This is a genomic window from Undibacterium cyanobacteriorum, from assembly GCF_031326225.1.
Lineage (GTDB): Bacteria > Pseudomonadota > Gammaproteobacteria > Burkholderiales > Burkholderiaceae_D > Undibacterium > Undibacterium cyanobacteriorum.
Map to the genome: position 1 here is coordinate 63,801 of NZ_CP133720.1, position 26,862 is coordinate 90,662.

23 protein-coding genes are annotated in these 26,862 nt (G+C 49.9%); 16 read left to right on the forward strand and 7 right to left on the reverse strand.

Annotated features, from left to right (window positions below; genetic code table 11):
* Positions 1-8: 8 nt before the first annotated feature.
* Both RF679_RS00245 and RF679_RS00250 read left to right on the forward strand, forming a co-directional pair.
* Positions 9-2,639, forward strand: coding sequence for a YbcC family protein (locus tag RF679_RS00245; protein WP_309482214.1), 2,631 nt, complete (start codon positions 9-11; stop codon positions 2,637-2,639).
* Positions 2,640-2,641: 2 nt separating this feature from the next.
* Complete coding sequence (locus RF679_RS00250) at positions 2,642-3,490, forward strand: DUF6671 family protein (RefSeq protein ID WP_309482215.1); 849 nt, start codon at positions 2,642-2,644, stop codon at positions 3,488-3,490.
* A gap of 347 nt (positions 3,491-3,837) precedes the next feature.
* Here RF679_RS00250 and RF679_RS00255 read toward each other — a convergent pair whose 3' ends face one another.
* Positions 3,838-4,623, reverse strand: a complete 786-nt coding sequence (locus tag RF679_RS00255) for a hypothetical protein (protein WP_309482216.1) — start codon at positions 4,621-4,623, stop codon at positions 3,838-3,840.
* Positions 4,624-4,804: 181 nt separating this feature from the next.
* Between RF679_RS00255 and RF679_RS00260 the strand changes: the two genes are divergently transcribed.
* Together RF679_RS00260 and RF679_RS00265 are read left to right on the forward strand one after the other, a co-directional pair.
* Complete coding sequence (locus RF679_RS00260; RefSeq protein ID WP_309482217.1) at positions 4,805-5,224, forward strand: BlaI/MecI/CopY family transcriptional regulator; 420 nt, start codon at positions 4,805-4,807, stop codon at positions 5,222-5,224.
* Positions 5,221-7,233, forward strand: coding sequence for a M56 family metallopeptidase (locus RF679_RS00265; protein ID WP_309482218.1), 2,013 nt, complete (start codon positions 5,221-5,223; stop codon positions 7,231-7,233). Before RF679_RS00260 ends, RF679_RS00265 begins: the two co-directional genes overlap by 4 nt.
* Before the next feature lie 102 nt (positions 7,234-7,335).
* Here RF679_RS00265 and RF679_RS00270 read toward each other — a convergent pair whose 3' ends face one another.
* The 5 genes from RF679_RS00270 to RF679_RS00290 all read right to left on the reverse strand — a co-directional run bounded on the left by RF679_RS00270 (position 7,336) and on the right by RF679_RS00290 (position 16,517).
* Complete coding sequence (locus tag RF679_RS00270; RefSeq protein WP_309482219.1) at positions 7,336-11,271, reverse strand: sensor histidine kinase; 3,936 nt, start codon at positions 11,269-11,271, stop codon at positions 7,336-7,338.
* A gap of 220 nt (positions 11,272-11,491) precedes the next feature.
* On the reverse strand, positions 11,492-12,925 hold the full coding sequence (gene creD / locus RF679_RS00275) for a cell envelope integrity protein CreD (protein WP_309482220.1): 1,434 nt from the start codon (positions 12,923-12,925) through the stop codon (positions 11,492-11,494).
* A gap of 113 nt (positions 12,926-13,038) precedes the next feature.
* Positions 13,039-14,508, reverse strand: a complete 1,470-nt coding sequence (gene creC, locus RF679_RS00280; RefSeq protein ID WP_309482221.1) for a two-component system sensor histidine kinase CreC — start codon at positions 14,506-14,508, stop codon at positions 13,039-13,041.
* A gap of 36 nt (positions 14,509-14,544) precedes the next feature.
* Entirely contained in the window at positions 14,545-15,237 is a 693-nt protein-coding gene (gene creB, locus RF679_RS00285) for a two-component system response regulator CreB (protein ID WP_309482222.1), read from the reverse strand.
* Between the two features lie 137 nt (positions 15,238-15,374).
* Positions 15,375-16,517, reverse strand: a complete 1,143-nt coding sequence (locus tag RF679_RS00290; RefSeq protein WP_309482223.1) for a serine hydrolase domain-containing protein — start codon at positions 16,515-16,517, stop codon at positions 15,375-15,377.
* Between the two features lie 294 nt (positions 16,518-16,811).
* Here RF679_RS00290 and RF679_RS00295 point away from each other — a divergent pair, with 294 nt between their 5' ends.
* The 3 genes from RF679_RS00295 to RF679_RS00305 all read left to right on the forward strand — a co-directional run bounded on the left by RF679_RS00295 (position 16,812) and on the right by RF679_RS00305 (position 19,680).
* Positions 16,812-18,131 carry a glycerate kinase type-2 family protein gene (locus RF679_RS00295; protein WP_309482224.1) on the forward strand — a complete coding sequence of 440 codons (1,320 nt, stop codon included), beginning with the start codon at positions 16,812-16,814 and terminating at the stop codon, positions 18,129-18,131.
* Positions 18,132-18,252: 121 nt separating this feature from the next.
* Positions 18,253-18,849, forward strand: a complete 597-nt coding sequence (locus RF679_RS00300) for a methyl-accepting chemotaxis protein (protein ID WP_309482225.1) — start codon at positions 18,253-18,255, stop codon at positions 18,847-18,849.
* 87 nt (positions 18,850-18,936) lie between these two features.
* Positions 18,937-19,680 (forward strand): oxygen-binding di-iron domain-containing protein, encoded by a 744-nt coding sequence (locus RF679_RS00305; RefSeq protein WP_309482226.1) that lies wholly within the window; start codon positions 18,937-18,939, stop codon positions 19,678-19,680.
* A gap of 77 nt (positions 19,681-19,757) precedes the next feature.
* On the opposite strand, the gene RF679_RS00310 is transcribed toward RF679_RS00305, so the two are convergent.
* On the reverse strand, positions 19,758-20,534 hold the full coding sequence (locus RF679_RS00310; protein WP_309482227.1) for a class II glutamine amidotransferase: 777 nt from the start codon (positions 20,532-20,534) through the stop codon (positions 19,758-19,760).
* A 291-nt stretch (positions 20,535-20,825) separates the two neighbouring features.
* On the opposite strand from RF679_RS00310, the gene RF679_RS00315 reads away from it, so the two are divergent.
* The 9 genes from RF679_RS00315 to RF679_RS00355 all read left to right on the forward strand — a co-directional run bounded on the left by RF679_RS00315 (position 20,826) and on the right by RF679_RS00355 (position 26,780).
* Positions 20,826-21,338 carry a hypothetical protein gene (locus tag RF679_RS00315; protein ID WP_309482228.1) on the forward strand — a complete coding sequence of 171 codons (513 nt, stop codon included), beginning with the start codon at positions 20,826-20,828 and terminating at the stop codon, positions 21,336-21,338.
* Between the two features lie 123 nt (positions 21,339-21,461).
* Positions 21,462-22,214 carry a hypothetical protein gene (locus RF679_RS00320; protein WP_309482229.1) on the forward strand — a complete coding sequence of 251 codons (753 nt, stop codon included), beginning with the start codon at positions 21,462-21,464 and terminating at the stop codon, positions 22,212-22,214.
* A gap of 283 nt (positions 22,215-22,497) precedes the next feature.
* On the forward strand, positions 22,498-22,998 hold the full coding sequence (locus RF679_RS00325; RefSeq protein ID WP_309482230.1) for a hypothetical protein: 501 nt from the start codon (positions 22,498-22,500) through the stop codon (positions 22,996-22,998).
* A 10-nt stretch (positions 22,999-23,008) separates the two neighbouring features.
* Entirely contained in the window at positions 23,009-23,755 is a 747-nt protein-coding gene (locus RF679_RS00330) for a hypothetical protein (protein WP_309482231.1), read from the forward strand.
* A gap of 30 nt (positions 23,756-23,785) precedes the next feature.
* Positions 23,786-24,208, forward strand: a complete 423-nt coding sequence (locus tag RF679_RS00335; RefSeq protein ID WP_309482232.1) for a hypothetical protein — start codon at positions 23,786-23,788, stop codon at positions 24,206-24,208.
* 25 nt (positions 24,209-24,233) lie between these two features.
* Positions 24,234-25,058, forward strand: a complete 825-nt coding sequence (locus RF679_RS00340) for a phosphodiester glycosidase family protein (protein WP_309482233.1) — start codon at positions 24,234-24,236, stop codon at positions 25,056-25,058.
* Positions 25,059-25,091: 33 nt separating this feature from the next.
* Positions 25,092-25,826 (forward strand): penicillin-insensitive murein endopeptidase, encoded by a 735-nt coding sequence (locus tag RF679_RS00345; RefSeq protein ID WP_309482234.1) that lies wholly within the window; start codon positions 25,092-25,094, stop codon positions 25,824-25,826.
* A 33-nt stretch (positions 25,827-25,859) separates the two neighbouring features.
* Entirely contained in the window at positions 25,860-26,273 is a 414-nt protein-coding gene (locus tag RF679_RS00350; RefSeq protein ID WP_309482235.1) for a hypothetical protein, read from the forward strand.
* Positions 26,274-26,399: 126 nt separating this feature from the next.
* On the forward strand, positions 26,400-26,780 hold the full coding sequence (locus tag RF679_RS00355; RefSeq protein WP_309482236.1) for a hypothetical protein: 381 nt from the start codon (positions 26,400-26,402) through the stop codon (positions 26,778-26,780).
* Positions 26,781-26,862 lie beyond the last annotated feature (82 nt).

Below are 26,862 nucleotides of genomic sequence, written 5' to 3' on the forward strand. Positions count from 1 at the left end.
AAAAAATCATGATCACATTGGATCACACAGCAGCACAAGAAACATCGACGTCGACAATAGAACCGACGGTCGTCAATGCAGAAAAATGGAGTGAGTTTCGTCGCGCTGTCAGCCTCGCTTGTGAAGCAGCTTGTCAAACTATCGCACCCGCTTGGCCGCTCGATCAAGCCATTGCTGTAAATCCACACTGGCAGCGGGTCGATCGCCCTGTGCGTGAAGTGGCTGCGCGTATGGCCGTGCTCGGTGGTATTCAAGTCTTTCCAGCGCGTGATTATCAACGCCAAGCATGGGAAAGCAAACGCATCACCGAGGTTGATTTGTATTCGGCGATCCGCCAAATTCCAGCGGCGCGTGAGCGACAATTGAATATGGACTTCTGTATTGATGCCTTATCAAAGGACGTCAAAATCAATCAGTTGCCCTTGTTGATTGATGTGCTCGATATCGATCCTGATCGTCACACCCGTCTATCATGGCGTTCCGCGATTACGCATCAAGTCAGCCAAACCTGTGCCGCTTACTTCGATCATCATCAAGCGCAATGGCAACCTGAGCGAGCTTCTGGTCTCTATGCTTTTTGGCGTGAGACGATCACGCATGATCACGGCATCGGCACCTTGATGGGCTTACCGAATCTTGGGCGAGTCTTGCACTTGCTACCGCAACAGCATGAAGACGCTGAGGTGTGGGTGATGCAGCATTTGGGTTTGCCGCAAGATGCGTGGACCGACTATTTAGAAGCGGTCTTGTTGACGGTGAACGGGTGGGCTTCGAGCTGCGCGTACTTGGCGTGGCAGGCAAAATTGGCGGGTGGCAGCGATCAGCATTTACGCGAATTGCTGGCGATTCGTCTGGCTTGGGGCATCGTACTTTTGGAATGCCGACGCGAGCTTCAACACGACGCACAAACTAGCTTGGCCTTCTCCGCGTTACGGCGTGAATGGGAAAATCACAAAGCACGTTTGCGTCAAGCGGAGGATGCTTTGTTGGTCGACGAAGTATGGCAGTTGGCTTTGGAGCGTGGATACCAAACGAAACTGGCACAACAACTATTGCAAACAGTAGTGCCTTCAGTATCTACATCAGCATCAGCATCAACATCGAACGAGCTCGATAGCGCATGGGAAATGCAAGCGGTGTTCTGTATCGATGTTCGTAGTGAACCGATGCGACGTGCCCTCGAAGCGGTGGATCCAGCGATTCAAACCAAAGGCTTCGCCGGTTTCTTTGGTGTACCCGCCGCCTATACGCCGATGGCGAGTGCCTTACAGCGTCCGCAATTGCCGGGCTTGTTACCGGCGGCGATGCAGATCAGCGAATGCGTGGTGGTCGGACCCGAGGCTGGTTTGGATCAAACGGAGACAGTCGAGGCGCAAGCACAACGATCGACGATATCAGAGCGCCGTCAACAGCGCTTCGCGCGCGATCGCCAATGGTCGAATACCAGCCAACGTCCAAGCACAGCGTTTAACTATGTCGAGGCTGCCGGCTGGACTTATCTCGGAAAATTGTGGCGCAGTTGGAAACCGCAACAGGCAGCGCGCCTCAGTGCGGATACCTATGCCTTGTCCGCCGTAGAACAATCTGTATGCCGGCCACGCTTGATGGGTTTGAGGCTAGAACAACAAGTCGATCTCTCGGCGAAGGTCTTGCACGCGATGGGATTAGAGAGTGATTTTGCCCCCATCGTGATGCTAGTCGGACATGGAAGCCAGAGCGCCAATAATGCTCACGCCGCGGCACTCGATTGCGGTGCTTGCTGTGGCCAAACCGGTGAGGTCAATGTGCGTAGTCTGGTCGCTATCCTGAATACGCCAGCTGTACGTCAGGGTTTGCAAGCCAAGGGTGTGGTGATTCCCGAGCATGTGCAATTTATGGCGGCTTTGCACAACACCACGACGGATGAAATCGACACCTTCGATCTTGATCTATTGTCTCCATCGGCACAACAGCGTTGGGCGAAGATGGCAGTCGTGTTTGCTCAAGCAGCAGATCAAGTACGACGCGAACGAGCCCACAAACTCGGAGAAAATCCGCGCAGTAGTCATCAAAGCTTATTGAGCAAGCTGCGTCTGCGTGCCAACGATGCGGCACAAACGCGCCCCGAATGGGGTTTGGCCAATAACGCAGCGTTCTTGATGCTACCAAGCGCGCGGGGTTTGCATCTGGATGGACGTAGTTTCTTGCATGACTATCGGATTGAAAATGATCCGGATCATGGTGTGCTGGAGTTGTTGATGACAGCGCCGATGCTGGTGACGCATTGGATTAACTGGCAGTATCACGCCTCCAGTTGTGAGCCACAACGCTACGGTTGCGGTAATAAGATTTTGCACAATGTAGTGGGTGGACGACTCGGCGTGTTCGAAGGTAATGGCGGTGATTTACGCATCGGCTTATCCAAGCAATCCCTGCACGATGGAGAAAAATTATTGCACGAACCGCTGCGCCTGACGGTAGTGATCGCCGCACCAACCGAGGTGATCGACAGCCTGATTCGCAAGCACCAGATCTTGCAACATCTTCTGAATAACGGATGGTTGCACTTGTGGTCTGTTCAAACGTCGTTGTTGCGTTACACAGAACAAGGATGGACAGCAGTGCTCGATGAAAGCTTGGCAAAGACGCAGGAAGTATAACGATGAACCAATCAAAATACAGAGGTCAGAAGATCGCTTTTCTGACCCAGCATGGAAAACAAGAGGTCGTCGCTGCTGCACTGGAACCCGTGTTGGGATGTGAAGTGATCCATGTGAGCGGCTACGATACAGATTTGCTCGGTAGTTTCACGCGTGATGTTCCGCGTAGCGGTACTCAACTTGATGCCGCCCGTCGCAAAGCGCGTAAGGGCATGGAGTTGGCCGGATTGAAAATCGGCTTAGCCAGTGAGGGAAGTTTTAGCACCGATCCCTACACAGGCATGATGCCGTGGAATCGTGAAATCATGGTCTTGATCGACGATGAATTGGGCATTGAAGTGGTCGGTATGGCGCAAGGATCAACCATTGCCGGGCAGATCTTGACCGCCAATTGGGATGATGTCGAACAGTTCGTTCGCAAACTCGGCTTCCCCCAACAACAAGTCGTGATGCGTCCGCAATCAGAGAAAGATCCACGCTTTATCAAAGGCATAGGTAGTTGGGAAAAGTTGGGCGACGCTTTTACGAACCTACAAATGGAAGCCGATAACCGCAAAGTGTTTGTCGAGCCTGATCTACGGGCCTTTGCCAGCCCCACTCGCATGAGCCATATTGCACACGCCAGCGAGGACTTGGCACAACGCATTTTGTCGTGCTGCCCACAATGCGCTGCGCCGGGATTTTCAGTCGTACAAAGACAGCCGGGTTTGCCCTGCGAATTGTGCGGAACACCGACCACGACTTACCTCAGCGAGACCTTGCGCTGCGTATTGTGTAAGCATGAGGAGATGCGCCAACGCCAAGATCTCCAATACGCCGACCCGCGCCATTGCCCGCAGTGTAATCCCTAGTCTAATGTGGGCGAGCTTTGGTCTTGGTTTACGCCTTGTTCGTCATGCGCGTGGTGACGAAAAGGTGATCCATCAAGTTTTCTCTGTGCCTAAATCGCAATCGACCTTGCTCGCGACAAACGAGCCGAACAGCCGGGCTGCGATTGTCCTGTCGATAGTTTCCATGTCTCATGGAAAGTATCTTTGAGCGACTTCGATGCTCACTTTGTCTGAGCTCTTGCTAAATTTCACGATGATCGTTAAGGTCGCATCTGCATCTTTTTCAAGCGGGGTGGTGTTATCGAATGCCTCTTCCAGTGCACGATCTGAATTTCGTTTCTTTTGTTTCTTTTGTTTCTTTTGGCTCTTTAAGCCGAGATATTTTTGAGCTTTCCATATTCGAACAGTAGGCAGTCGAGATATCGAGCATCGATGCCAAGAGCTCGCGATAACTCCAGGTAATTCTCAGGCTGAATATCAAGCTTCAAGAAATGTTGAACCACCCCAATGACATGTCGATCTGGTTTGATCACCGTGTAACCTAGATTTAAGCGGATGTTCTCAACCACGCCAATTCCAACGCCTTTTCTTCTTCCGATAAAGTCATTACGCAAATCTTTGACATTGACGCGTGTGGCCCAGTGCCGAAGCGCTTCCATTTCATTTGATGCGCCAATCAAATCTTTGTATTCCAAAAAACCATCTGTGAGTGTCTTCAAGAGCGCGTACTTTGGATTCGCTTGGGGCTTTGTGGGGTTGGGCTTGATGTTGAGATAGATAGTACAAAAATCGAAGGCATTGATTGACTCAATCAGCTTTTTGAGATGCTGAAGATCGGTGACCTCTGGGAATAGTTCCTTGAATCTCTTGTAGCGAGATTGCATGGCACTTTCTTTCCAATTGATCACCAGCGCTGTTCTTAAAATGGGCGAAAGAGAGTCCGTGGAGTTCAGGAGTTCTTTGGATTTCGATGAAACAATGTTGCACACATGGGAGAGTGAGTGAGCCTGCGATCCGTGCGTCACAATCGCCTCTTCTATTTCTTTGATTAACAGCAGTACTCTGTCGATGTCATGTATTTCCATAAGGATGTCAATTGGAAGTGGTCGAGTGGAAGTATTAAGAATGCAGTACGCATAGTGAGGAGATTGCAATCTTATCTAGTTTGATGACCACGTCAACAAATGAATGAGAGCTCACTAAGTGCCAAATGGTGCCAAATTCCAGAAAATGCGGTTTTTGCTTGAATTGAACTGCCCCACTCAATCTAGAAAAAAATTTCTAGAAAATTTTTTCTAAATGGTTTATGCTACTTCCGAAATGGGAGAAATGGGTATGTCTAATAAAACAGAAACGCAAAACAAAGTAGCCAAGAACAAGGCAGCAGCCGTACGTAAGCCGACGCCGGCCGAGTTGGTTTTATTGAAGGCCTTGTGGCAACACGGTCCAGGTACGGCCAAGCAAGTTTTTGAATGGGCCCAGGTCGAGCGTCCTGAGATTAGTCAGGCGACGGTGCTGCGTCAGTTGCAAATGATGTTTGCCGATGGCTTGTTGACGCGCGATGAAAGTGCGCGTTCGCATGTGTATGCCGCAGCGCAGGCACAGCAGAAATTGCAAACCAATTTATTGAAGGACTTTATTCAAAAGGCCTTCGCTGGTTCGGGAAAAGAATTGATTATGGCGGCCTTGAAAGAACACGTCAGCGACAAGGACCGCCAAGAGATTCAAGCTTTCCTGCATGGAGATGAAAAATGATATCGATGAACGCTGCTTGGGTTCCCGTGGTGGGAACCGCGTTGCTGCACTTTGTTTGGCAAGGAGCATTGTTGGCATTGGCCACAGCCCTGCTCTTGTTTGTGTTACGACGTGCAAATACCAAGTGGCGTTATTTGGTAGCGAGTGTGGCGCTGGCGCTGTGTGCCGCGCTTCCGACGAGTTATGTGGTGAGCCATTGGCCGAGTGTTGATGTGAGTGCGATGAGCGCCGCAGCATCGAAAGAAAATGCAAACTCCATAGAGAAGATCGCACCGAATCAAGAAACCAGCGCTCTGTTCCAGCAACATAATACACAAGCAGCCGAGACGCTTGGCATCGACCTGAGCGCTTTTGTGCAGCGTCAAGCACCAGTGGTGGTCACGGTGTGGATGTTGGGCATGCTGGGATTGTTCCTGCGTTTCATCGCGGGGCTGGTGTGGGTCCAGCAACAAGTGAATCATGCCAAACAAAGTCCGAGTGCTGAATGGCAAGCGAAACTTGATCGCTTTGCCGAGGCTTTATACATTAAGACGCCGATTCGTATCGGTCTCTCCGAACACTTAGAATCACCGATGACCGCCGGTTGGTGGCGTCCCATGGTGATCTTGCCAAGCGCACTAGCGACCGGCATGCCGATTGAATTAGTCGAAGCTTTATTGGCGCACGAAGTGGCGCATATCAAGCGCTTCGACTACCTAGTGAATTTGTTGCAAAGCGTGGTCGAGATCGCGCTGTTCTATCACCCTGCCGTTTGGTGGATTTCCAAGCAGATACGCATAGAACGCGAACAAATTGCCGATGATTTAGCAGCAGGATTACTAGGCGAACCGCGGCGCCTGGCTCTTGCCTTGTCCGAGCTGGAACAATTCCAGTTCATCAACCCCCAACCGGCCTTATCGGCCCGAGGAGAAAATCTGATGTTACGCATTAAACGATTAATTAAACCCGAGCTTTCCGCGAAGCCTTTCGCTTGGAAATTAGCTTTGCCTATGTTGAGCATTTCAGCTGCTTGTGCGGCTTTGGTAGCGCAAGCAAGCGTGCCAACTACGGCCGCGCAACCGGCAATGGTCGCAAGCACCGCACCGACCATCGCACCATTGGTGGTAGCACATAGCGCTCCGCTCAGTATCGCCAATCCCGTCATCTCTGCGCCACCACCAACCGCAGCATCGACCATCACCGAGGCGCTTAGTGAGGTGCGTGGTATGGAGGCGCTGCCACCCGTGCCTGAGCCAGATCAAAAAGTGGCGAAGCGCAGCAAGAGCGACGATGAAAAAGATGCTTTGACCATGGCTTTAGTGGATCCAGCGAAAGAAGATGTGCATTACATGAGCGGCGGCCGCAGCGATCGCAAGATGGTCGAGAAACTTAAGCGTGACAATAAAGGTGCGTTTCTCTGGTTCCGTGAAGATGGCAAGTCATTTGTGATTCGTGATCCTAAAGTGATCGCTCAATTACATGATGCTCAAGCGCCATTGGAGGCGGTCAGCAAACAGATGGAAGAGCAAGGCAAGAAAATGGAGGCGCAGGGCAAGGTGATGGAAGAAATCGGTAAACAGATGGAATCCGTGCAGATTAAAGAGCCCAAATTCGATCGTGCGAACGACGCCCGCATGCAAGCCTTTGAACGTAAAATGGAAGCGCTCGGTCGTAAGATGGAAGTGATCGCAGAACGTATGGCAAATCGTAAGAACGATGAGGCGCGGGAAGGCGACCGCGCCGCGATGCAGAAGATGCAGGAACAGATGCAAGAAATGTCGAAGAAATTGCAAGCTGAAGTAGCGAATATGCATATCGATCAAGAAGCTCTGCAGAAGTCTTTAGAACCCCTCAAAGCTTACAGCGCCAAAATGCAAGACGCCAGCAAACCAATGGAGCAACTCGGTGAAGAAATGGGGCGCCTTGGCGAACAGATGGAATTGAAACAACGTGAATTCCAGAAGAAGGTCAAAGAGATTATTCAATCCGCAAAAAAAGAGGGATTAGTCACTGCGGTGCCTGAGGCTTAAGCCGTATTTACAGCACCTCGATGTAAAAGTCTGTTCTCCACCCACATGTTTTCGATAGCTTGGGTGGAGAAGAGACCTTACAGATTGTGTGAAGACCGAGGATTAAATCCCCTCGGCAATGGCGGGATGAAGGTGAACTGGAATGTCAATCGTGACAGTCGTGCCGACCTCGACTTCAGAGTCGACGCGAATGCTGCCTTCAAGGACCTGGGTCACAATATTGTAAGTAATGTGCATCCCTAAACCGGAACCGCCATAACCTAATTTGGTCGTGAAGAAGGGTTCGAAAATGCGGTTGAGGTTTTCCTCAGGAATACCAACCCCGTTGTCGTGGAAGCGCAGCCTAACCTCGAATTCGTTCAACATTTCAGCACTCAAGCGCATTTCCCCGTTTTGGCGTCCATCAAAGGCATGCAGCAGGGCATTCTGCAATAGATTAATCAAGACTTGGCCGAGTGGCCCAGGATAACTATAAAGTTGAATATCCTTCGGTACATCAATGCTCAGTTGATGGCCGGCCTGACGTACTTGATTCATCATCGTCGCAACTACCTCATTGCAGGTCTGTTGCAAGTTAAAGTGACGGGCTTGAGCACTGGCTTGGTCGACCGCGACTTGTTTGAAACTGCTGACTAGATTGGCACTGGTCCGTAGGCTCCTGAGCAGTAACACGCAGGCATCTTTGCAACGTGTGGCGAATAGTTTGAAATCGGATCGTTTGACAGGGCCGGTCTCAATGATCTCGCTAATGCGATCAATATTGTCTTCGATCGAGCTTGCGATTAGCAAACTATTGCCGAGCGGCGTATTCAATTCATGAGAAACCCCCGCCACCAAAGACCCCAGTGCCGCTAGTTTTTCACGTTCGACCAGTTGGTTTTGGGTTTCTTTCAACTGTTCGTAAGCATCCGCATTGTCGACTGCAATTCCTACATAAGAAGCCAGTGTACGCAGGATGTCGAGATCGGTATTCGAATAAGCAAAGCATTTGTAACTTTGCACACCCACCACGCCGCGAATCTCACCTTTTACGAAAATCGGAACGTACAGAATCGATTGCGGATTTGGCGTGCTGGTGCCATCTTTCAAAACTGCGCCCCATTTCTCGGGGTCTTCGGTCAGACTTAAATCATCGATGTAGTTCTGATATTCGTTGCGAAGGTCATTAATAAAAATTTCTTTTTGATGCTCGATACACCAGACCGGTAGTTGATTTTTCTGACGAAAGTCGCGGGTGTAGTGTTCATAGCGCTTGCCCGCTTCCGTGACAAAGGGGAAGTCGATGATTTGCCTTTGTGGATCATAGAAGCCGACCCCAAACACAGTGGCATCCATCAGTTCGTTGACGTTGCGATATAGTAGTCCAATGATGGCTTCAGTATCGAGTGTTGAGGTGATATCTTTACCGATCTCACTTAACAATGAAATGTTTTTGTGGGCGTGCTCGAGTACTTCCTTCTGTTGCTGAATAGAGGCTTTTTGTTCTTCTAGCTCTAAGGTACGCTCTTTGACCAAGCTAGCGAGTTGGGTCTTTTGTTGTAACAGTTGGCGGACGCGGTATAAGAACACCGCATACGTGAGTCCGGCAATACTGAGAAACAGGCTCAGGCGGAACCACCAGGTTTTCCAGAATGGAGGTGTGATGACGATTTCCAAGCTGGTCGGTTCTTCATTCCATATGCCGTTCTTGTTGCTGGCTTTAACTTGGAATGTGTATGTGCCCGGATCTAAGTTCGTGAAAGTTGCAAAGCGTTTATTCGCGCCAGTTTCCACCCACTTGTCGTCAAATCCTACTAGCTTGTAACTAAAACGATTGGCACTGGGATCGGCGTAATGCAGTGCGGCGAATTCAATCGAGAAAATTGATTCGGTGTGATCGAGGGTAATACGTTTAAGTTCAGAGAGCGCAATCGCGTTTTGTTTACTTTCATTCGATCGACTTTGCAGAATACTCTGATTGGAAATTAAGAAATCCGTGATGACCACAGGCGGTGGCACAGGATTGTCGCGAATGTCTTCTGGACGGAAGCTGGTTAAACCATTCCAGCCACCGAAGTTCATGATACCGTCGTCGGTCATGAGCGTGGCACCGATGAGAAAAGAACCATCAATCATGCCATCGCGTGCCGTGTAATTCTTAAATTGCCCAGTGGCGACGTTCAATTTAGAAATTCCAGCGGTGCTACTAATCCAGATATTCCCTGCACTATCTTCTAGAATGCCGCCGATTGACTCAGCCGATCCATCGCTCTGTGTTGGGAAGAAACGGAAGCGCACTTGGCCATCGGCTTGTTCTTCCATCAGGTTCAGACCACCGGAGGTGCCGACCCACAAGCGGCCTTTGCTATCCTCAAACAAAGCATGAACGCGATTGTGGCTGATGGTGCCGACTTGACTATCATCATGACGATAGTGCGTGAAGGTTTCGCTATCTTTGTTATAGCGATCGAGACCGTTCATGGTGCCTATCCACAGTACACCTTTGCTACTCTCCATCAAAGTTAAGGACCAACTATTTCCTAGGCTATCGGCTTGGTTCGCATTGTGGCGAAAGGTTTTGAAACTCGACTCATGGGCACGGCGTCGATGAATGCCACCGCGACTCGAAATCCACATCGTATTATCGCGATCCACAATGATGCGCTCGATGTAGTTATCGTTCGGTTCTTCACTCACGAAGACGGGTTTGAATTCGTTTTTGTCGGGATTGAAGAGAACCAAACCGGAGCGAGTCCCGACCCATAATTTGCCATCTTTGTCGCTCCACAAAGCACCGATTTGATTTTCGATCAAACCTTTATTGCTGCCAGCCTGCTTGCGCCACACTTCCACTTGTCGCGTCTTGGTGTTGAGTCTTAATAGCCCACCAGCGTAAGTACCGAGCCATAATTGATTTTGTCCGGCAATGGCTAAAGCGCGTACACGGTTGTCGCTATCGCCGGTAGCATCATCTTGAAATTGGACGTAGCGATTAAAACCACCGCTGAGTAAGTCAACCCGACTCAATCCTGAAGAGCGTGCTCCAACCCATAAGGCCCCGGTGCGATCTTGGAAAATCTTGCTGACATGGTTGTGCATCAAGCTATTGGGATCGAGCGGACGATGTCGATAGGAGGTGAATTCACCAGTCTTCGGATCGTACATACGCAAACCCGCATTGATGGTGCCTATCCACAATTTGCCATCATTAGCTCGATAAAGGGTTTGAATGCGTGCTACAGAAAAACCTTCGTTTTCACCGACGGGGCGCACGATGTAGGGTTTCTCTTTTAAATTGATGGTCGCTAAGCCAGCGTCGGTACCTATCCACAAAATCTGGTCGGGGCCGAGCGAGAGATCCACCACATTGTTTTGCGCCGCTCTTGAACGGCCCACAATGTCGATATTGATATGAATAAATTTGTCATCGGGTGGACGCATTAAATCCAAACCGTTAGGGCTGGCAATCCAGAGATTGCCCTCTTTATCGCGTACGATAGTATTCAGTAAGTCGGTGCGTATGCCCTCGCCATCGCCTTGCTCGTGGCGGTAATCTTGGAAGGCGTGGGTCTTGGTATCGAAATGCATTAGGCCGTAGTCAGTGGCTAGCCATAGACCTTGTTCGCCGTCACTCAGGATGGTAAAAACTTTATAGTTGACTGAGGCTCCGCTATAGGTGTCTTTGCGGCGGAAATTCGTGAATCGATTATTCGCTTTGTCGAAAAAAGAGAGGCCTGATTGGGTACCGATCCACAGGCCACCTTGCTGATCCTCAAATGCTGCGGAGACGAAATTATCCATCAAACTATTGGGGTCACGCGGGTCGCTGCGGTAGACGGTGTTGCGATAGCCATCATATTTCACCAAGCCAGCTTGGGTGCCAAACCACATAAATCCTTGGCGGTCCTGCAAAACAGCCGTGATGGATTGGGCGTTGAAGCCCTGCATATTGGTAATTTGATCGAAACGCAGCGTACCGGGTTGTGCCGCGCCGGTGTGAGCGATGGGCGTGCTAATACCTAAGCCGAGCAGGGCTAAGGCAAGGATGTGGTGCTTCACACGGTTCTTCATAAGCGTCTGTGAAAAGCGAGCAGTAAAAATGGGTGCCTGAATAAATACATAGTAATGCAGGCGTTGATGATGCGCACGGGCAATTTTTAAACAAACTGGATTGAACAGAATTGCGCGATGGAAATGAGACAGAATAGTCTTTTCGACAATAAAAAAGCCTGAGCGGCCGGCAAAAGCACGACTCAGGCAAGAGGAGGGAAATTGTTGTTTAGAGATTGAGTGGGGCTTCGTTGGACTTTCCGATTTGATACCAGTCGACTTTACGTGTGATCAACATGATGGCGGCGAGTACGGCGAACAACAGTGTGCTGCCCATGATCAGTGCATTATTTTCTGACTGCAGTAAGCCATATAACACACCGTATAAAACGCTCAGCGCAAAGCCAAACCCCAAGCCACGTTTCCAACTCTGCAGCACATGTGCCAAGTAAAAGGCGATAAGGCTGATACAAGCTCCGCTCGCGATCAAATACGCTTTGATGAAAGCGATATGTTCAGAAAGGCTTAACAGGAGCAAGAAGAAGATCACTAAGGCCAAACCGACCAAGATGTATTGCACGGGATGTATGCGCAACTGCTTCAATACCTCAAACAAAAAGAAAGCAGCAAAGGTTAAGGCAACAAATAGCAGACCGTATTTGGTGGCACGGGCAGTTTGCGAATAGGCATTGATCGGTTCGATAAAGGCCACCCCAAAACTATCAATTTGACGCACGCCTTGCGCGGCCGCAGTGTATTCGGCGGATGCATTCGCGTCACTACGTTCAGCTCCTTTTGGCGTAGTGGCCACGCAGCAATCGGAGGCAAGTATTTGTTGTTGCGCATTGCTGGACAAGGAAGAGATATTCCAAGTCACGTCGAAGCCGTTTTCACCAATCTTTCGTTCGTTCTGTTTAGCAGAGGGAAGGAAGCGACCGAAGAATTGCGGATGCTGCCATTTTGACTGCACGGTAAATTGATTATTCTTGCCTATCGGTACAAATGCCATTTGTTCAATGCCGTCGATCAAGAGGCTTAAATCAAATGCCATTTTTTCGCCCTGCTTTAATTGCGATAAGGTGACCGGGGCATGCAAGCCGTGTTGCAATTGTTCGAGGCGACTGTTTTGTTTGAATTCGTAACGATTGCCATTGAGTGCAATATTCGGCACATTCTTCAAACCACGTGTGTCGCTCAATCCCAAGCTGACATAGGGTTCGCCAATCGTGATGTGTGAATTGGGCTTTTCATGACTGATGCTGTCTAAGCTAGGGATTTCGAAATCGCCCTTGATGGTATGTTGGCCGCTATAGACCAAGACTTTATGCATGCCACGGTAACGTTGGGCGGTCTCCATATTGGCCGACAGTTCGAGCTCATTGGGAAACACATAGATCAGGCGATTCAGCTTGAGGGTGCGCATGATTTTTTGTTTGCTGGCCTCTTCGATCTGTTCTTCTTGATAGGTTTCGGTATAAGGAATGATGAAGAGTGGGCCAATCAAAGTCTGATTCGACACCGAATCTTCGGCAATGCTGCGTACCGCCTCCGCGCGGAAGAAAATGCGCGAATTGATCGTGCCTTCAATCATGAGGAGAGGAACTAAAATGACGGCCATGAGTAAGAGAATACTCATCACTTTGAGAAACAAGGTCTTTTGCATCAGGTGCTCCTGAGAATTATTCGGAGCCTGCACTGTAAGCTTCGACTGTGAAGCCTTGATGAGGTGACTGTGAAGTGCGAACGCGAGTTTTGTGTGGTGGATGTGAAGTCGGTTCAGTGCGGTAGCGGTAAGCGCATTTCTGCACGTACGCCGAGTAGATCAACGCCATCGTTGGCGCGATTCATCAGGTGCACGCTACCACCATGTAGGCTGGCCACCTCTTTGACAAACGGTAGGCCAAGTCCGGTACTTTTATCGCTGTCAGGACGTGGTAATGAGTAAAAGCGTTCAAACAATTTGTCGAGTGCATAGTCGGGGATGCCTGTGCCTTGGTCATCAATGCGCAGACACAGTTGCTGCTCTTCTCGCACCGCGCTCACGGTGATGCTTGATTGTGGCGGGCTAAAAGCGATCGCATTGTCGAACAAATTGCCGAGCGCTTGGCGCAGTAACAGATGATCGCCTGCCAGCTGAACGTTCGATTCTGGCAGTACCAGATGGGTTTGGATGTGCTTGCGATCGAGTGCGACTTGGCAATCCTCGAGGACTTCTTTCAACAGCTGCGCAAGATCGATAGGTTCGACTTGTTCTAGTCTTTGCTGCTTTTCCAGACGCACCAATTGCAGCAGTCGATCGATTAAATTTCTTTGTCTTTGATTTTGTTCAATGATGTTGCTCAGGAAGCGTTGCCGTTCGGCTTCTGGCATATCTTCTTTGAGTAACTCCGCGGAGCCTTGAATCGCTGCGATCGGACTCTTGAGTTCGTGGGTCAAAGTGTGCATCAAGGTTTCGACATACTCTTTCCCCTCGAGTTTGGCGCGCATACTTTCGAGCGCCAAGCCGAGTTCACCAATTTCATTATTGCCTAATTTGGGCAAGCTGGTCTTGGCATCGACGCTGACGGCTTTGGCGTAATCCTGCAAACGTTTGAGCGAACGACTCAACCACCAAGAAAAGCCGATCCCGATCAACAGCGACACCAATAAAGCCCAAAAGCTGCGTTGCAAAATTTTCTTTTGACTGCGTTCAATAAACGGTTTGATGGTCGAGATGGGTTTGGCGACGGTCAACACACCGAGTAAGCGGCGCGGTTTGCCGTCGTTGTTGTTATCCATGATGGGCGCCGCCACATGCATGACGGTACTGTCTTCATCATCGGGATTGGCGCGGGTACTGCGGGCACCATATTGACCGCGTAGAGTGAGATAGACATCGTTCCAGCGTGAGTAATCTTTGCCAAGGTCCTTATTGTCTGAATCAAAAATGACGATGCCTTGAGCGTCGGTAATGTAGATGCGGTAATCGAGTTGCGACTTTACTTTCTGCACGCCGCTGAGTTTGACATCGATACTGCGTTGCGCGTAGTTTTCCAAGCGCTTCAATAATGGCGCATGGGCCAGATCACCCTGCTTGACATCCTCGGCGACCAAGCGCGCCAAAAGTTGTGCGGTATCGATCAAGGTGTCTTCCAAAGTGGCACGGACACCGGGTCTGACTTCCATGACAAAGACATTCAACACAAACCATGCAGCCAATCCCAGAATGAGAAAGTAACCGAGTAAGATGCGTAATCCGATTCTCATGGTTGATGCTCAGTGTTGGGTTGGCTCTGCTGGGAACTAGGCGACGGCGATGCTGTAACCCATACCTCGATGGGTTTGGATTGGGTCGTCGTTCTCGTTGATGGCTTTTAATTTGGCACGTAAAGACTTGATATGCGTATCCACTGTTCTATCCATGGTGTTGGCGGCATGAGTCCACACTCTATCCATTAATTGCGCCCGTGAAAACAATTGATTCGGGCGTTCAATCAGCGTCTTTAAGAGTAAGTATTCGTAGCGTGTTAACACCAATAGATGGCCGAAATACAGAATACGTCCTTCTTCTTCGCGCAGTTCAAAGCGCTCGGGAACCTCTTTGACATGCGTCACCGTGTTCGGTGCCAACTGGCGACGCAACACCGCGCGCACTCTAGCCACTAATTCGCGCGGCGAGAAAGGTTTGGTGACATAGTCGTCGGCACCGATTTCGAGTCCAACAATGCGATCAATTTCATCGCTGCGTGCGGTCAAAAAAATCACAGGGACGCTGCTGAATTGGCGCAGGCGGCGACACACTTCAAAGCCGTTTAGATCGGGCAAACCGACATCAAGCACCACTAAGCTGTAGCTTGGTTCGGCCGCTTGTAAAGCATCGAGCGCGGCTTGGCCTAAACCTACATGCTTGGGAATAAAGCCATCGGTTGCTAAGGCATATGCCAGATTATCTGCGATAGCGATTTCGTCTTCGACGAGCAAAATGTGTTGTGACATGGGATGGCGAAAAACAAAAAATGCGTTAGTGCTAGTGGACTGACAAGCTCACTCGCTGAGTTCAACTTACGGCCCGTTGACTCGCATAGTAACATCATCGCGCTGAGCGATTCTTTCACTCAGACAGCCAGCGTCTCTTATTTCAACATTGCCTGATACACCAAACGTTTGAATTCAAACGAGTACGGATGCCAAAATGCCATCTGCCTTTGCGTCATCAGCAGCCCGGCCATATTGTGACGCGGCGAAATCCACCAGTGCGTGCCCGCAATGCCGCCCCACTCAAATTCTCCTTCGGACTGGGCAGGATCATTCGGTCCAGGGGTGATGGTGACCGCGCCCCCGAAACCAAATCCTTTACCAGGCACCGCACCAACACTAGGGAAAGAAATACCCCAGCCATCCGGCAAATGATTTTGCATCATCAAATCGATGCTTTCTTGTTGGAGGACGCGTGGTCCACCCGGCATCAGACTGCGCATCAAACGGATCATGTCTTGCATGCTGGAGACCAAACCACCACCACCTGAAAAGCGCGGAATCGGCTTCAAAAAGGCTTCTGGATAGGGCGATTTATCGAGACGTTTGAGGTCGCGATTGAGCGTGTTCATAGGATCACTGCCCGCATAGTAGGCACATAAGCGATGGTGCTTATGCGCAGGCAACCAAAAGCCAGTGTCGTTCATGCCGAGTGGCGAGAAGATTTTGTGATGAAGGTAGATATCGAAACTATCACCACTGACCACTTCCACGACGCGCGATAAGACATCGGTCGCAATCGAATACTCCCATGCCGTGCCTGGATGAAAACTCAGAGGTAAATCTTCCAAGACATTGATCAATTCGGATAAGGGCTCGAAGGCATTCAGTACTTTACGCTCAACATAGGCTTTGTAGATGGTGCTGCCATGGTCGAGCAAACCATAACTCAGCCCCGAAGTGTGGTTGAGCAACTGTCGTATCGTGATCAAAGATTGCGCCGCTTCGGTTTGATCGATGCTGGTTGCGCCCGGTAAGAGTACGCGGCGATTGGCCATCTGCGGCAAGTAGTCTTGTAGCGGATCATCGAGCTTCAACAAGCCTTCTTCGACTAGCTGCATGATGGCAATCGAGGTTACCAATTTACTGTTCGAAAAGACTCGAAACAGATGCTGTGGTTCAAGCGGAATACCCTGTTCAATATCAGCCCAGCCGCAAGTTTCGAAATGAACTAAATCTTGACCATGTAACACCGCGGACGATACGCCGGCGAGAATTTTGCGATCGACATAGGATTGCATCGCGGGTGCAATCGCACTGAAATCAAAAGAATGCTGACTGATTTTCATAAAACAGAGAGAAGGGTGCGGCAAATGACATAGCAAACTAAGACGCAAATCAAGAAGCAAGTTAAGAAGCAAAGGCGCCGAAAATTGCGCATCAAATGACTCAACATTTGCCCGTAAAACTGGTATTTTATCCTGCCTCGCTCGCTAATACGATGTGTGTCCCGTAATTGTGCTGACGGTCGTGTCCAGCTCATTTTGTACACTTCTATGGGCGCGTCCAAGTCTACGATGAAAGTTCGCTGCACCATGTTTCAACCCGACCACGATCACGCTGAATCATTCTTACGTCGCTTATTTGCCGAGGCGATTGCCGCTGTCGTACCCGCCACTTGCATCCCGCCTGCATTGCAGAACTTTCGCCGCACCTTGTCGTCCCAACCTGAGCGTGTGATCGTGATCGGTGCGGGTAAAGCCGCGGCGGCGATGGCGTATTGGGTTGAACAAGCGTGGAGTGATCTCGCACTCGAAGGCTTGGTGATTACCCGTTATGGACACCTCGACCCCAAGACAATGCCGCGCCGGATACAGGTTATCGAAGCGGCGCATCCAGTTCCCGACCATGCTGGTACACAGGCAGCGCAGGCTTTATTGCAGCGGTCGCAGGGTTTGCATGAAGGGGATCTGGTGCTGGCTTTGTGGTCAGGTGGCGGCTCTGCTCTAATGAGCTTGCCAAGCAATGGCCTGAGCTTGGCGGAGAAGCAAGAGATCAACCGTGCCTTGTTACGATGTGGGGCTAGCATCCATGAGATCAACTGTGTGCGCAAACATTTGTCAGCCATCAAAGGTGGCCGTTTAGCTTTGGCTTGCGCGCCAGCGCGCATCCATAGTTTGGTTATTTCGGATGTGGCGGGTGATGACGCTAGTGTGATTGCCAGCGGGCCCACTTTGCCCGATGCCAGCACCAGTGCGCAAGCTTTGGATATTTTGCGACGTTATCGCGTGCCGATTTCTACCGCGCTTGAGGGCTATCTACAGTTACCTGAATCAGAGACCCCCAAACACTTTCCAACTTCACTGAATCTCAGTTTTGAGCTTGTCGCTCAAGCACAAACCGCACTCAACGCGGCGGCGCAGTGGGCGCGGGCGCAAGGCATTGAAGTCACAATTTTGTCGGATCGTTTAGATGGTGATGCCCGTACCCTCGGCCGCGAGCATGCGGCACTGGCGATACAACTGGCTGATCAGGCTCAGCCCAAAGCGGGGGAACGGCAACTACCCCAGCTCTTACTATCCGGCGGTGAGACCACGGTCACGCTCACTGGTCTTGGGCGCGGTGGCCGTAATACCGAATACTTATTAAGTTGCTGCCTGCATTTGCAGGGACATCCGCGCATTTATGCCTTGGCGGCTGACACCGATGGGATAGACGGGAGTGAAGACAATGCTGGTGCATGGATAGGTCCTCACAGCTTGGCACGCGCCGCGCAGCAAGGCTTGTCAGCACAGGAGTTCTTGCACAATAACGATGCCTATAGTTTCTTCGAACGGCTTGGAGGTCTGCTGGTAACGGGGCCGACTTTGACGAATGTGAACGATTTTCGCGCCATTCTGATCTTGCCGGAATGATGCCATATTGCAACAGAGAACTAAAAATTGACATAAAACAAGGTGATTTTCGACTAATAATCGTACAAAGTTGGTTTGTACGAATTTTGCTCTTCCGGTTTCGCTCAAAAGGGAGTTCAGCATGCAACACGGTAATCCAAGCTCAGATCTGGCGCTTTCAGTGTCGATCAATCATGGCCTGAAACAGGTGATCGATATCTCACATCAAATCAATTTGGTGGCGATGAACGCGATCTTGGTGGCCAAACGTGCAGGACAGCAATCCTCCGGTTTTAAAGTGGTGGCGATGGAGTTGCGTGTGTTCAGTCAAAAAATGGAAGAGATGATGTCGCGCTTGGGCGAAATGATTTTTCATTTGGTGAAGCGCATCGCTGATTTGCGTAAGTTGCAACGTAACCTCAATTTACTCGGAACTACGATCAATAAATCGGATGCTGCAGCGGGCCAGCTCGAACATAGTTTTCAAGCCAAGCGGGAGCAAGTTGAGAAGTTGAATGAGCTCGTTAATCAAGAATGGCAAAAGCTCGAAGGTGAAGTCAAACGCTCACTAAACTTGTGTAGCTCGGGCGCCATGCTCTCGCACAATGCCCGCATTGAAGCGGCCTATGGCGGCACCATGCTGGCCGATATGCAGCAAGTGGCAGGGCGCATTGAGGAAATTATGAATTTAACGATTTCCTATCTCAAACAGCTCACCAACACCATGAAAAATGCTTAAAGACCGGCGTGCTTATTTCACGGCATTGCTCGGTATTACCACTTCGGATCAATCAATCGCCCTAGGGTGAACTTCCATAGAGATCTTATGAAAAAAATTCAAACTATCTTCGAGCAAGGCGACCATCGTTGGGATGTGGTGACACGCGATCCAGAAAAGCCAGACTATTTGATCGATACCAACGAATACATTGTTCGACAAGGCGATAAGGCGATTTTGACGGATCCGGGTGGAATGGAAATTTTCCCTGAAGTGTTCTCTGCCATTACATCGGAAATGGATGCGCGCAATATCACAGCACTATTCTCTTCGCATCAAGATCCTGACGTGATTTCCTCTTTGTCCTTGTGGTTGGAATTTAATCCTGAACTTAAGTGCTATTTGAGTTGGTTATGGAGTTCTTTCATTCCCCATTTTGGCGGCAATGGTGAAACCTTCATTCCGATTCCTGACGACGGTATGGAAATTCCTCTGGGTCGTATTCGTCTGCGTGCCGTACCGGCTCATTATCTGCACTCTTCTGGCAATTTCAATTTGTACGATCCGACCGCCAAAGTCTTTTTCTCAGGCGATATTGGAGCGGCCCTGTTGCCGCAAGGCGAGGATGATCTCTTCGTGAAGGACTTTGATCGCCATATCCGTCACGCCGAGGGATTTCATCGTCGTTGGATGGGATCGAATGAGGCCAAATTGGATTGGTGTCGTCGTGTCAGTGATTTAGACATCGATATGCTGTGCCCACAGCACGGCGCGATCTATCAAGGTCCCGATGTGAAGCGCTTCATCAATTGGTTCGCTGAACTACAAATTGGCTCCGGTATTCGGCGTTAGTGTTTTTTGGTAAGACTTTGCGGCACCTGTCGCCAATTCTCGTAACTCATTTGCCCACCGCTCGGTGGGCAATTTGTTTAATGGGCTTCGGCGAGCGCGCGACCATCGACAAATACCTTTAACTCGCCAGGCGCGAACGCCGTCCATTGCTCATTGTTGGTAAGCGGTTCGGTGACGATCACCGCGACTCTATCTTGCGGTGTGGTCACTGTGGAAAAGTCGACCGCTAAGTTGTCATCATTCAATGCTGCCGTGGTGAAAGGATAGCCGCGTTCAACGTAATGTAATTTGGTTGAGCAATGCACATACAAGGCAGCGCCGTTCGAGAGCGTAAAATTGAAGGTGCCATGTTGTGCCACTTCCGCACTGAAGCGTTTGAGAAATTGACGCACTTGCTGAATGCTTGGCAAGTGCGCACCAAATTCTTCGGTCAAACTTTGCATGAGGTAGCAAAATGCCAGTTCGCTATCGGTGTTGCCGAGGGGACGGTAAGCGCCAGTCAATTCTGGCGCAAAGCTTTTCAGATCCCCATTGTGTGCGAATACCCATTCTTGCCCCCATGCTTCACGGATGAAGGGATGGCAATTTTGTAGAGAGATTTCACCTTGGGTGGCTTTGCGAATATGTGCAATGACGTTCTTGGATTTGATCGCTTGTGTTTTGACCAGCTCAGCCAGCGGCGACTCTACTGCAGGTTTATCGTCGATGATATGACGCACACCCTGCTCTTCAAAAAAAGCGATACCCCAACCATCTTTGTGCTCGTCAGTCCGGCCTCCTCGCTCAGAGAAACCCGTAAAACTAAACACGATATCGGTCGGTGTATTGCAATTCATACTCAGGAGCTGGCACATGTCGACTTCCCAAAAAACGATCAATGAACAGGCTTCACACATTAACAAAGTCGGCTTATACGGCAAAATAATAAAAACCGATTTGCTTATGCGGATTTTCGTTGATACAAGCACGGCAAAAAGGAAAATGCCATTTAAAGAACGCAATTTATTAAGAGTGTGCATGGGATCACACATTTTTCCTCACCGAAAGCATGAATTTCCGATGTGACTCGCTGCCTGTGTTGAAGCGTGTTTTGAGGGCGGGTATAGTGAACCGTTCGCAAAAAATAAAAACTAGGGAGGGCCGCAATGAGATTTCGCATCAACGCGTTATTGGTTTTTCTTGCTTTATTTTCCACGTCTACTATGGCCGCGGAATCCCATTTTCGAGGAGTGACTTGTAAGTCTGACGTTGCTAAGCAGCTGCTGGGACGCCAGGTCTTAAACGACCGCCCAGCTGCGATTGAAGCGATGCACCGCGATCTCAATTTGGAGAGCCTTGGTAGTATCGGCGTCGAAGCTGCGGGTGATCCGTGGACTATGTCGACTTGGCTTATTTGTGGTCGCGAATATCTCTTCCTCGAAAAAAAGGGCATCATTAAGGATGTATTGGCATCGCCATATCCAGCTGGTGAACCCCAATCAGAAGTGTCACCCTGCGTCATCGATAGCAAACCAGAATCGAGTTCCTTGGTATGGTTCTCTTTAGATCAAAGTAAAGAGAAGAGCAAATTAGCCAATCAAGCGTGGGCAATCGACGACAAGAAAGTCAAATTCATCAAGCTACAAGCTAAATCCATTCAATGTGAATCGACGCGTTAGAGGCGCACGTGCTTGCGTCTTTGATCCGTGTTTTTCCTAGCTTTTGCATGAGCGGCTCAAGTAGAATTGGTTTCAATTATTTTCTTCAGTTCTACTGCTTTTGATAAGCTCTGAGGCCCCACCATGTTTCACCACTTTTTGAGTCGCCTATGGGCGAGTCTCATATTGTTTTTATGTTCTACCTCGGCGTGGAGCCAAGTGGAGCACTGTAGAACATCGACAGACGCGCAAGAAAACCGAGCGGTCGTGCCGCAAACCTTAACTGGTCGCTTGGTCTTTAGACAGGGATTGCGTTCATGGTTTGAATTGAAATTAGACCGTCCCTACTGCGGCCAAGCGAGTCTGCAGCTGATTGCAGATGATCAAAGTAAGATCGCCTTAGAACGCTTTCGTGATTGTCGTGTCGAGACTCGAGGTGTGATTGATACACCTGACACGGGATATTACTCGGCGGCGTATTTTCAATCGGTGACAATCATGAAAGGCATTGATGGTTGTGAACTATCTGCTCGGTTTCCGGATTACTCCAAATACAAACCGACGCCAGGAATACGCTACTATCGTGTTGATTTCTTTTTTCGCTATGGTGACGGCGAGCGCGATACGCCAATCAATGTCACAGTGACTCACAAAGGACGAAAACTCAGACCATGGCAAGCGTACGCAAGTTATTACCTCACTGGTGGGTTTGCGCTCTATGGCTCATGCGCGGAGTCTTATGTGCTTGGCAGAGTATCAGGAACGGTAGAAGGCCATCCCGGGCATTTCGATGAGCTTGGAAGTGCGGTTGATAAAGCAGCGTATGACCCTGAATCCGCGGCTGCCGCTGGCGTTCATCAACAGCGTTTAACTTACACCTGCGTCCGTAAGAATTAGGTCCGATATCAATGCGAACAAGTCAGCATAGTCGCTTGTGGTGACAGACAGTGTAGCGCTATGATAGCAATTTGGCATATCACTTATAAATCAAGCTATGCGCCCTATCTCACTTTTACTGTGCTTGAGCCTAGTTTGGCTTGCTGTTGGCGTTCCAAGCGCCGCTCAAGACCAAGTCGAAAGCCAAGAGACAAAGCAGAATCCCTATCCTTTATTTGTTTTCATTGGCAAAAAAATTTCGCTGCAGGAATTTGAGATCCCTTGCCCGCCCAACCGCATATGTATGGATGCCGCCTTTCGCGCTCGCTATCAAATTTTGCAGCCGATCTATGGTGAGTTTGAGGGAGGAGATCGAATTGAATTCACCGCATACGACCATTATGGAACACCGAAATTTGGTCAACATCAGCAAGTCATGCTGTTTGTGACGAAGATTGAGGGACAGTGGTACCACGTGAAGTACCAGTATTTTCCGGTAGATCCCACCAAAGATGGTGATTGGGCATTTTGTGGAAATCCGTATGGTAAGAGCAAAGGCGCAGCTTCTCTCCATAGCCTGCCACCAGCGGCACTGCAAGCGATCGATTATGTGCCTGAGTTGACATTTGATCTGAAGAAAATCAGTGAAGAATCCGAATCTAGTATCGACGATGTAGCGCGCCGCTTTCCGTCCCCACTGTATGCAACCACGGGGCACAATGCCGTGTGCAAAATGGGCGTGCGAGCTCAAGATTTGCTCGAGCTGATGAAGCAAACGGTCTTGAAACAACGTGGATTTTTCTAAGGAGCATCGTGTGTCCCGTCGCGTTCTTTTGATCGTCATTGTCGCTGGCGCTCTTCTCTCTTGGTGCCTCTTTGCCTTAAGTTTCTTACAGCCGGTATGGATCGAAAAATCGGTCGAGGGCGTGATTCGCTATCAGTTGCAGAACCGACTTGAAGCGAGCCTTGATCAACATGAAATCACTCGCATAGCACGTGAGCTGCTCCAGCAAAAACAAGAGCAGCGTGCTCAGATATTACGAGATGCCGCCTTCCAAAAAAGCATTGATCAATTCATCGCTGAGATGCAAGATCCAGACTGCTATTGTCGTCAGATGATGCAAGGCCTTGCACCGATCGTAGCCCAAGCTTCGCTCGATCAGCTGTTACATGAAGAAGCCAAACTAAAACAATTTCTGATGCACGAGTACCGCAATACAGTAGAAAAATTGCTGCGTGAAATTCGCATTTTCTCTGCCATCAATGCGCTACTTCTCAGCATGCTTGCCACTGTGCTGTTCGCTTCGGCTTATTCTGCATGGATATCCTTGCCGAGCATTGCACTCGTGAGCGTTGCGAACTTCTTGGTGGCCGGTTTGTATCTGTTCCAACAAAACTGGCTCCACACAATTCTATTTGGTGATTACCTTGGTTGGGGCTATGCGTTTTATCTGTTGTTCGCCTGTGTAAGTCTGTGGGATCTTGTATTCCAACGTGCTCGTTGGACGATCTTCGTCTTGTCGTCTGTTGGGCTTACCCTGACTGCCGTTGTCACATGTTGAAGTGCACGCAAATTTCTATTCGAGAGTCGAATGACGATGACAAGCCTCTCCAATTGGCAGCGCCATCTGTCTAGCCTACTCATGATTTGGATAGCACCGATGGTGATCGGTGCTATCACCGCCGCCTACAAAATTTTTTTGTATCGCACGGTTCACTTCATACCTGAGCTCGAGCCTAGCTATGTCGTGTGGCCTGCCTTGATCGGTGGTATGGTCGGTGCGCTGGTGCTTTGCTCGGTGCTGAAGAAATGGTATCTACCGATTGCTGCAAAACGGCCCGTGGGTAAGCTGTTGATGTATGCAGGCTTAGCCTTGATTTTGGCCTACGTATGGTTTCGCGCACAAGTGGTTGAGATTCGCTTGATCTCGCGATTTGGGTATTGTTGTTGCTGTATGGAGCAAGCAACGGATGCAGAAACGATGCATGCGGTGTTGTCACCGATCGCGTATTGATGTTTGAGGACATGAGTAATTCAAAATGATGAGATTGTTCGCGCATATGCTTGGTCTCAGCACCCCTCTTCTTTTGAGCGGGCTATTGGCATTTGTTAGCACCGCACAGACCCAAGCAAATTCCCAATCAATCCCTGCAGAAAAATCGGCAACGAGTTTATCTTTAAACCCACCAACAGGTTCAATCACAGTAACCCAGTCAAACGCCAATTACACCGTGCTTGAGTTGCCGAGCGCGGCGCAATTGCGCCTATTTTGGAGCGACGAGCGAGGGCGTGTTTTTAAACGATTTGAGACTTTAGCGCGATGGTTGGATGGTCGTGGGCAGAGTTTGGTATTCGCCATGAATGCAGGCATGTACCACTATGATTTTAGTCCGGTGGGCTTGCTGCAAATTGACGGCAAGGTGTGGAATCCGGTGAATCACGACGGCGGTTATGGCAACTTCTTTTTAAAACCGAACGGTGTCCTGGCGTGGTCGAAGGACAGTGTAGCGATTCTTGAGACCAGTGAATATCCAGCGCGCGCCCACGAATTTTCGAATGCCACGCAATCCGGACCGCTGCTGTTACGTCATGCACAGATCCATCCCAGTTTTGATCCCGCCTCACCATCCAAGCACATTCGTAATGGCGTCGGCATACGCGCGCAAGGCTTGGTCTTTGTGATCTCAAATCGCCCTGTCAGTTTTTATGAATTCGCCGCGTTCTTCCGAGATGAACTGCAATGCAACGATGCCCTTTATCTCGATGGTTCGATTTCGAGTTTGTATTCGCTCGCTTTGAACCGGCATGACCGTAAGACCGATCTTGGGCCTATACTTGGCGTCGCCGTCAGCAAATTTCCTTAGACCGAGTATCTTTTCAACATCAAAAACAAAACTATGACGTTTCAATGTAATCGACAAGAAACTTCGACTCGAAATGGCCGTATTGATCGTTGTTTGATCACGGTGTGGATACTTGGTTTTGCTGTCGTTGGGGCATCTGCATGGTCACAAAGTGTCTGTTACGGCAGTCCGGCGCAGGGCCGCATTGAGGGTGCGGTGCAATTGCCAAGCAGTGCGGAGAATTTCGAAGCGTACGCTGGTTTGAGTGGTGTACTCGGACGTAATTATGTGCATCAAGACGTGGCGGAGGTGGTGCTGTCCGCTTATCGTCAATTAAGCACCGCGATGCCCGAGGTGCGATATGTGTATGGCGAGACGGGTAGCCGCCGTGGCGGTCGTTTTAGGCCACATCGCACGCACCAAAACGGCACCTCGGTCGACTTTATGGTGCCAGTGGTGGATCAGCAGGGTCATTCAGTACAATTACCGCGTTCGATGCGCAATCGCTGGGGCTACGATATTGAATTTGATCGACAAGGACGTTACCAGGATCTGCGCATCGATTACGCCGCCATCGGCGAACATTTGTATCAACTGCATCTCGCGGCTAAGGCGCATGGTATGGATATTGCGCTATTGATCTTCGATCCGCAGCTCATGCGCGGCGTGTATGCGAGCAAACATGGCGCCTACCTGCAGCGCCATCTTCCTTTGATGAAGAAAAAGCCCTGGGTGCGCCATGATGAGCATTATCATGTTGATTTCAAGCTCCCATGTCGCGCTTTGTAGTGAGATCAACTGAGGCCACCTAAGAAATTCGGTATGCAAAAAATAATCATCATTCTTCGCTGGTGTTTGGTCCCGATCGCCATGCTTGGTAGTTGGTATGCAGGGCTGATCTTGGGAATGGGCCTATATGGCTTGTTTGATCATTTCTGTCCTAGTTCCGAACGAGTTTCGGGCATGTGCTATGCGTCATGGTTTCCGCTTGCTGAGCAAACCAGTTTTTGTGTTGGCGCTGGCACTGTCGCACTCTTGATGGTGCTGTCGGCCAGCTACGCAGCACCGGTCCGCAAGCCGTTCGTGGTGTGGAGTGTCTTCTTCGTGGGCTGCGCTGCCGCTTTGTATTTCGCCTTCGCTGCATCGGCCTGGCGTGAGAGTCTGACCGCTATATTTGTCGGATTTGTCAGCGCTTGGATCCTCAGTCGTCGCTGGCAGGCCGTGGCGCCACGTTAGTTCCTATTTGTTGTTATTGATTCGGTCAGCTTGCTTGTGCAATGCGACATGTGGCAGAGTCGCTTGCGCGTCGATCGGGTCATGTTGACGCACATCATTCATAACAAACATAAAGGGAGCAATAAGATGGATAGAAAGTTTTTGGTGGCTGCGTTGCTATATGCGGTGGCGGGTATGTGTTACGGCATCTATATGGCGGCTTCGAAAGATCATAGTCTTCACCCTGCCCACGCACATATTCTGTTGCTTGGCTTTGTGACCTCGTTTATCTATGGTGTGATTCACAAGCTGTGGTTAGGTGTTACCGCTGGCAAGCTCGCTACCGTGCAATTTGCCTTACACAATGTCGGCACCGTGGTCATGGGTGTTGCATTGACTCTGTTGCTCGCCCAAAAATTGCCTGAAGAAACGCTCGGCCCTATCTTGGGACTTTCCTCAGTGCTAGTGCTGATCTCGGCAGTGTTGATGTTGGTGATGTGCTTGAAGTCGGCCAAGAGTTCTACGTGATTTTTGAAGTCATCGCGGACTTTTTTTGTAACTTCAGTGCCGCCCTAGTGTTAAAAATCAGCGTAGCACCGACTTGGGCCTC

Coding starts and splice junctions, on each gene's coding strand:
- RF679_RS00245 (WP_309482214.1), top strand. CDS start 9: ATGATCACATTGGATCACACAGCAGCACAAGAAACATCGACGTCGACA.
- RF679_RS00250 (WP_309482215.1), top strand. CDS start 2,642: ATGAACCAATCAAAATACAGAGGTCAGAAGATCGCTTTTCTGACCCAG.
- RF679_RS00260 (WP_309482217.1), top strand. CDS start 4,805: ATGTCTAATAAAACAGAAACGCAAAACAAAGTAGCCAAGAACAAGGCA.
- RF679_RS00265 (WP_309482218.1), top strand. CDS start 5,221: ATGATATCGATGAACGCTGCTTGGGTTCCCGTGGTGGGAACCGCGTTG.
- creD (WP_309482220.1), bottom strand. CDS start 12,925: ATGCAAAAGACCTTGTTTCTCAAAGTGATGAGTATTCTCTTACTCATG.
- creC (WP_309482221.1), bottom strand. CDS start 14,508: ATGAGAATCGGATTACGCATCTTACTCGGTTACTTTCTCATTCTGGGA.
- creB (WP_309482222.1), bottom strand. CDS start 15,237: ATGTCACAACACATTTTGCTCGTCGAAGACGAAATCGCTATCGCAGAT.
- RF679_RS00290 (WP_309482223.1), bottom strand. CDS start 16,517: ATGCAATCCTATGTCGATCGCAAAATTCTCGCCGGCGTATCGTCCGCG.
- RF679_RS00295 (WP_309482224.1), top strand. CDS start 16,812: ATGTTTCAACCCGACCACGATCACGCTGAATCATTCTTACGTCGCTTA.
- RF679_RS00300 (WP_309482225.1), top strand. CDS start 18,253: ATGCAACACGGTAATCCAAGCTCAGATCTGGCGCTTTCAGTGTCGATC.
- RF679_RS00305 (WP_309482226.1), top strand. CDS start 18,937: ATGAAAAAAATTCAAACTATCTTCGAGCAAGGCGACCATCGTTGGGAT.
- RF679_RS00310 (WP_309482227.1), bottom strand. CDS start 20,534: ATGTGCCAGCTCCTGAGTATGAATTGCAATACACCGACCGATATCGTG.
- RF679_RS00315 (WP_309482228.1), top strand. CDS start 20,826: ATGAGATTTCGCATCAACGCGTTATTGGTTTTTCTTGCTTTATTTTCC.
- RF679_RS00320 (WP_309482229.1), top strand. CDS start 21,462: ATGTTTCACCACTTTTTGAGTCGCCTATGGGCGAGTCTCATATTGTTT.
- RF679_RS00325 (WP_309482230.1), top strand. CDS start 22,498: ATGGATGCCGCCTTTCGCGCTCGCTATCAAATTTTGCAGCCGATCTAT.
- RF679_RS00335 (WP_309482232.1), top strand. CDS start 23,786: ATGACGATGACAAGCCTCTCCAATTGGCAGCGCCATCTGTCTAGCCTA.
- RF679_RS00340 (WP_309482233.1), top strand. CDS start 24,234: ATGATGAGATTGTTCGCGCATATGCTTGGTCTCAGCACCCCTCTTCTT.
- RF679_RS00345 (WP_309482234.1), top strand. CDS start 25,092: ATGACGTTTCAATGTAATCGACAAGAAACTTCGACTCGAAATGGCCGT.
- RF679_RS00350 (WP_309482235.1), top strand. CDS start 25,860: ATGCAAAAAATAATCATCATTCTTCGCTGGTGTTTGGTCCCGATCGCC.
- RF679_RS00355 (WP_309482236.1), top strand. CDS start 26,400: ATGGATAGAAAGTTTTTGGTGGCTGCGTTGCTATATGCGGTGGCGGGT.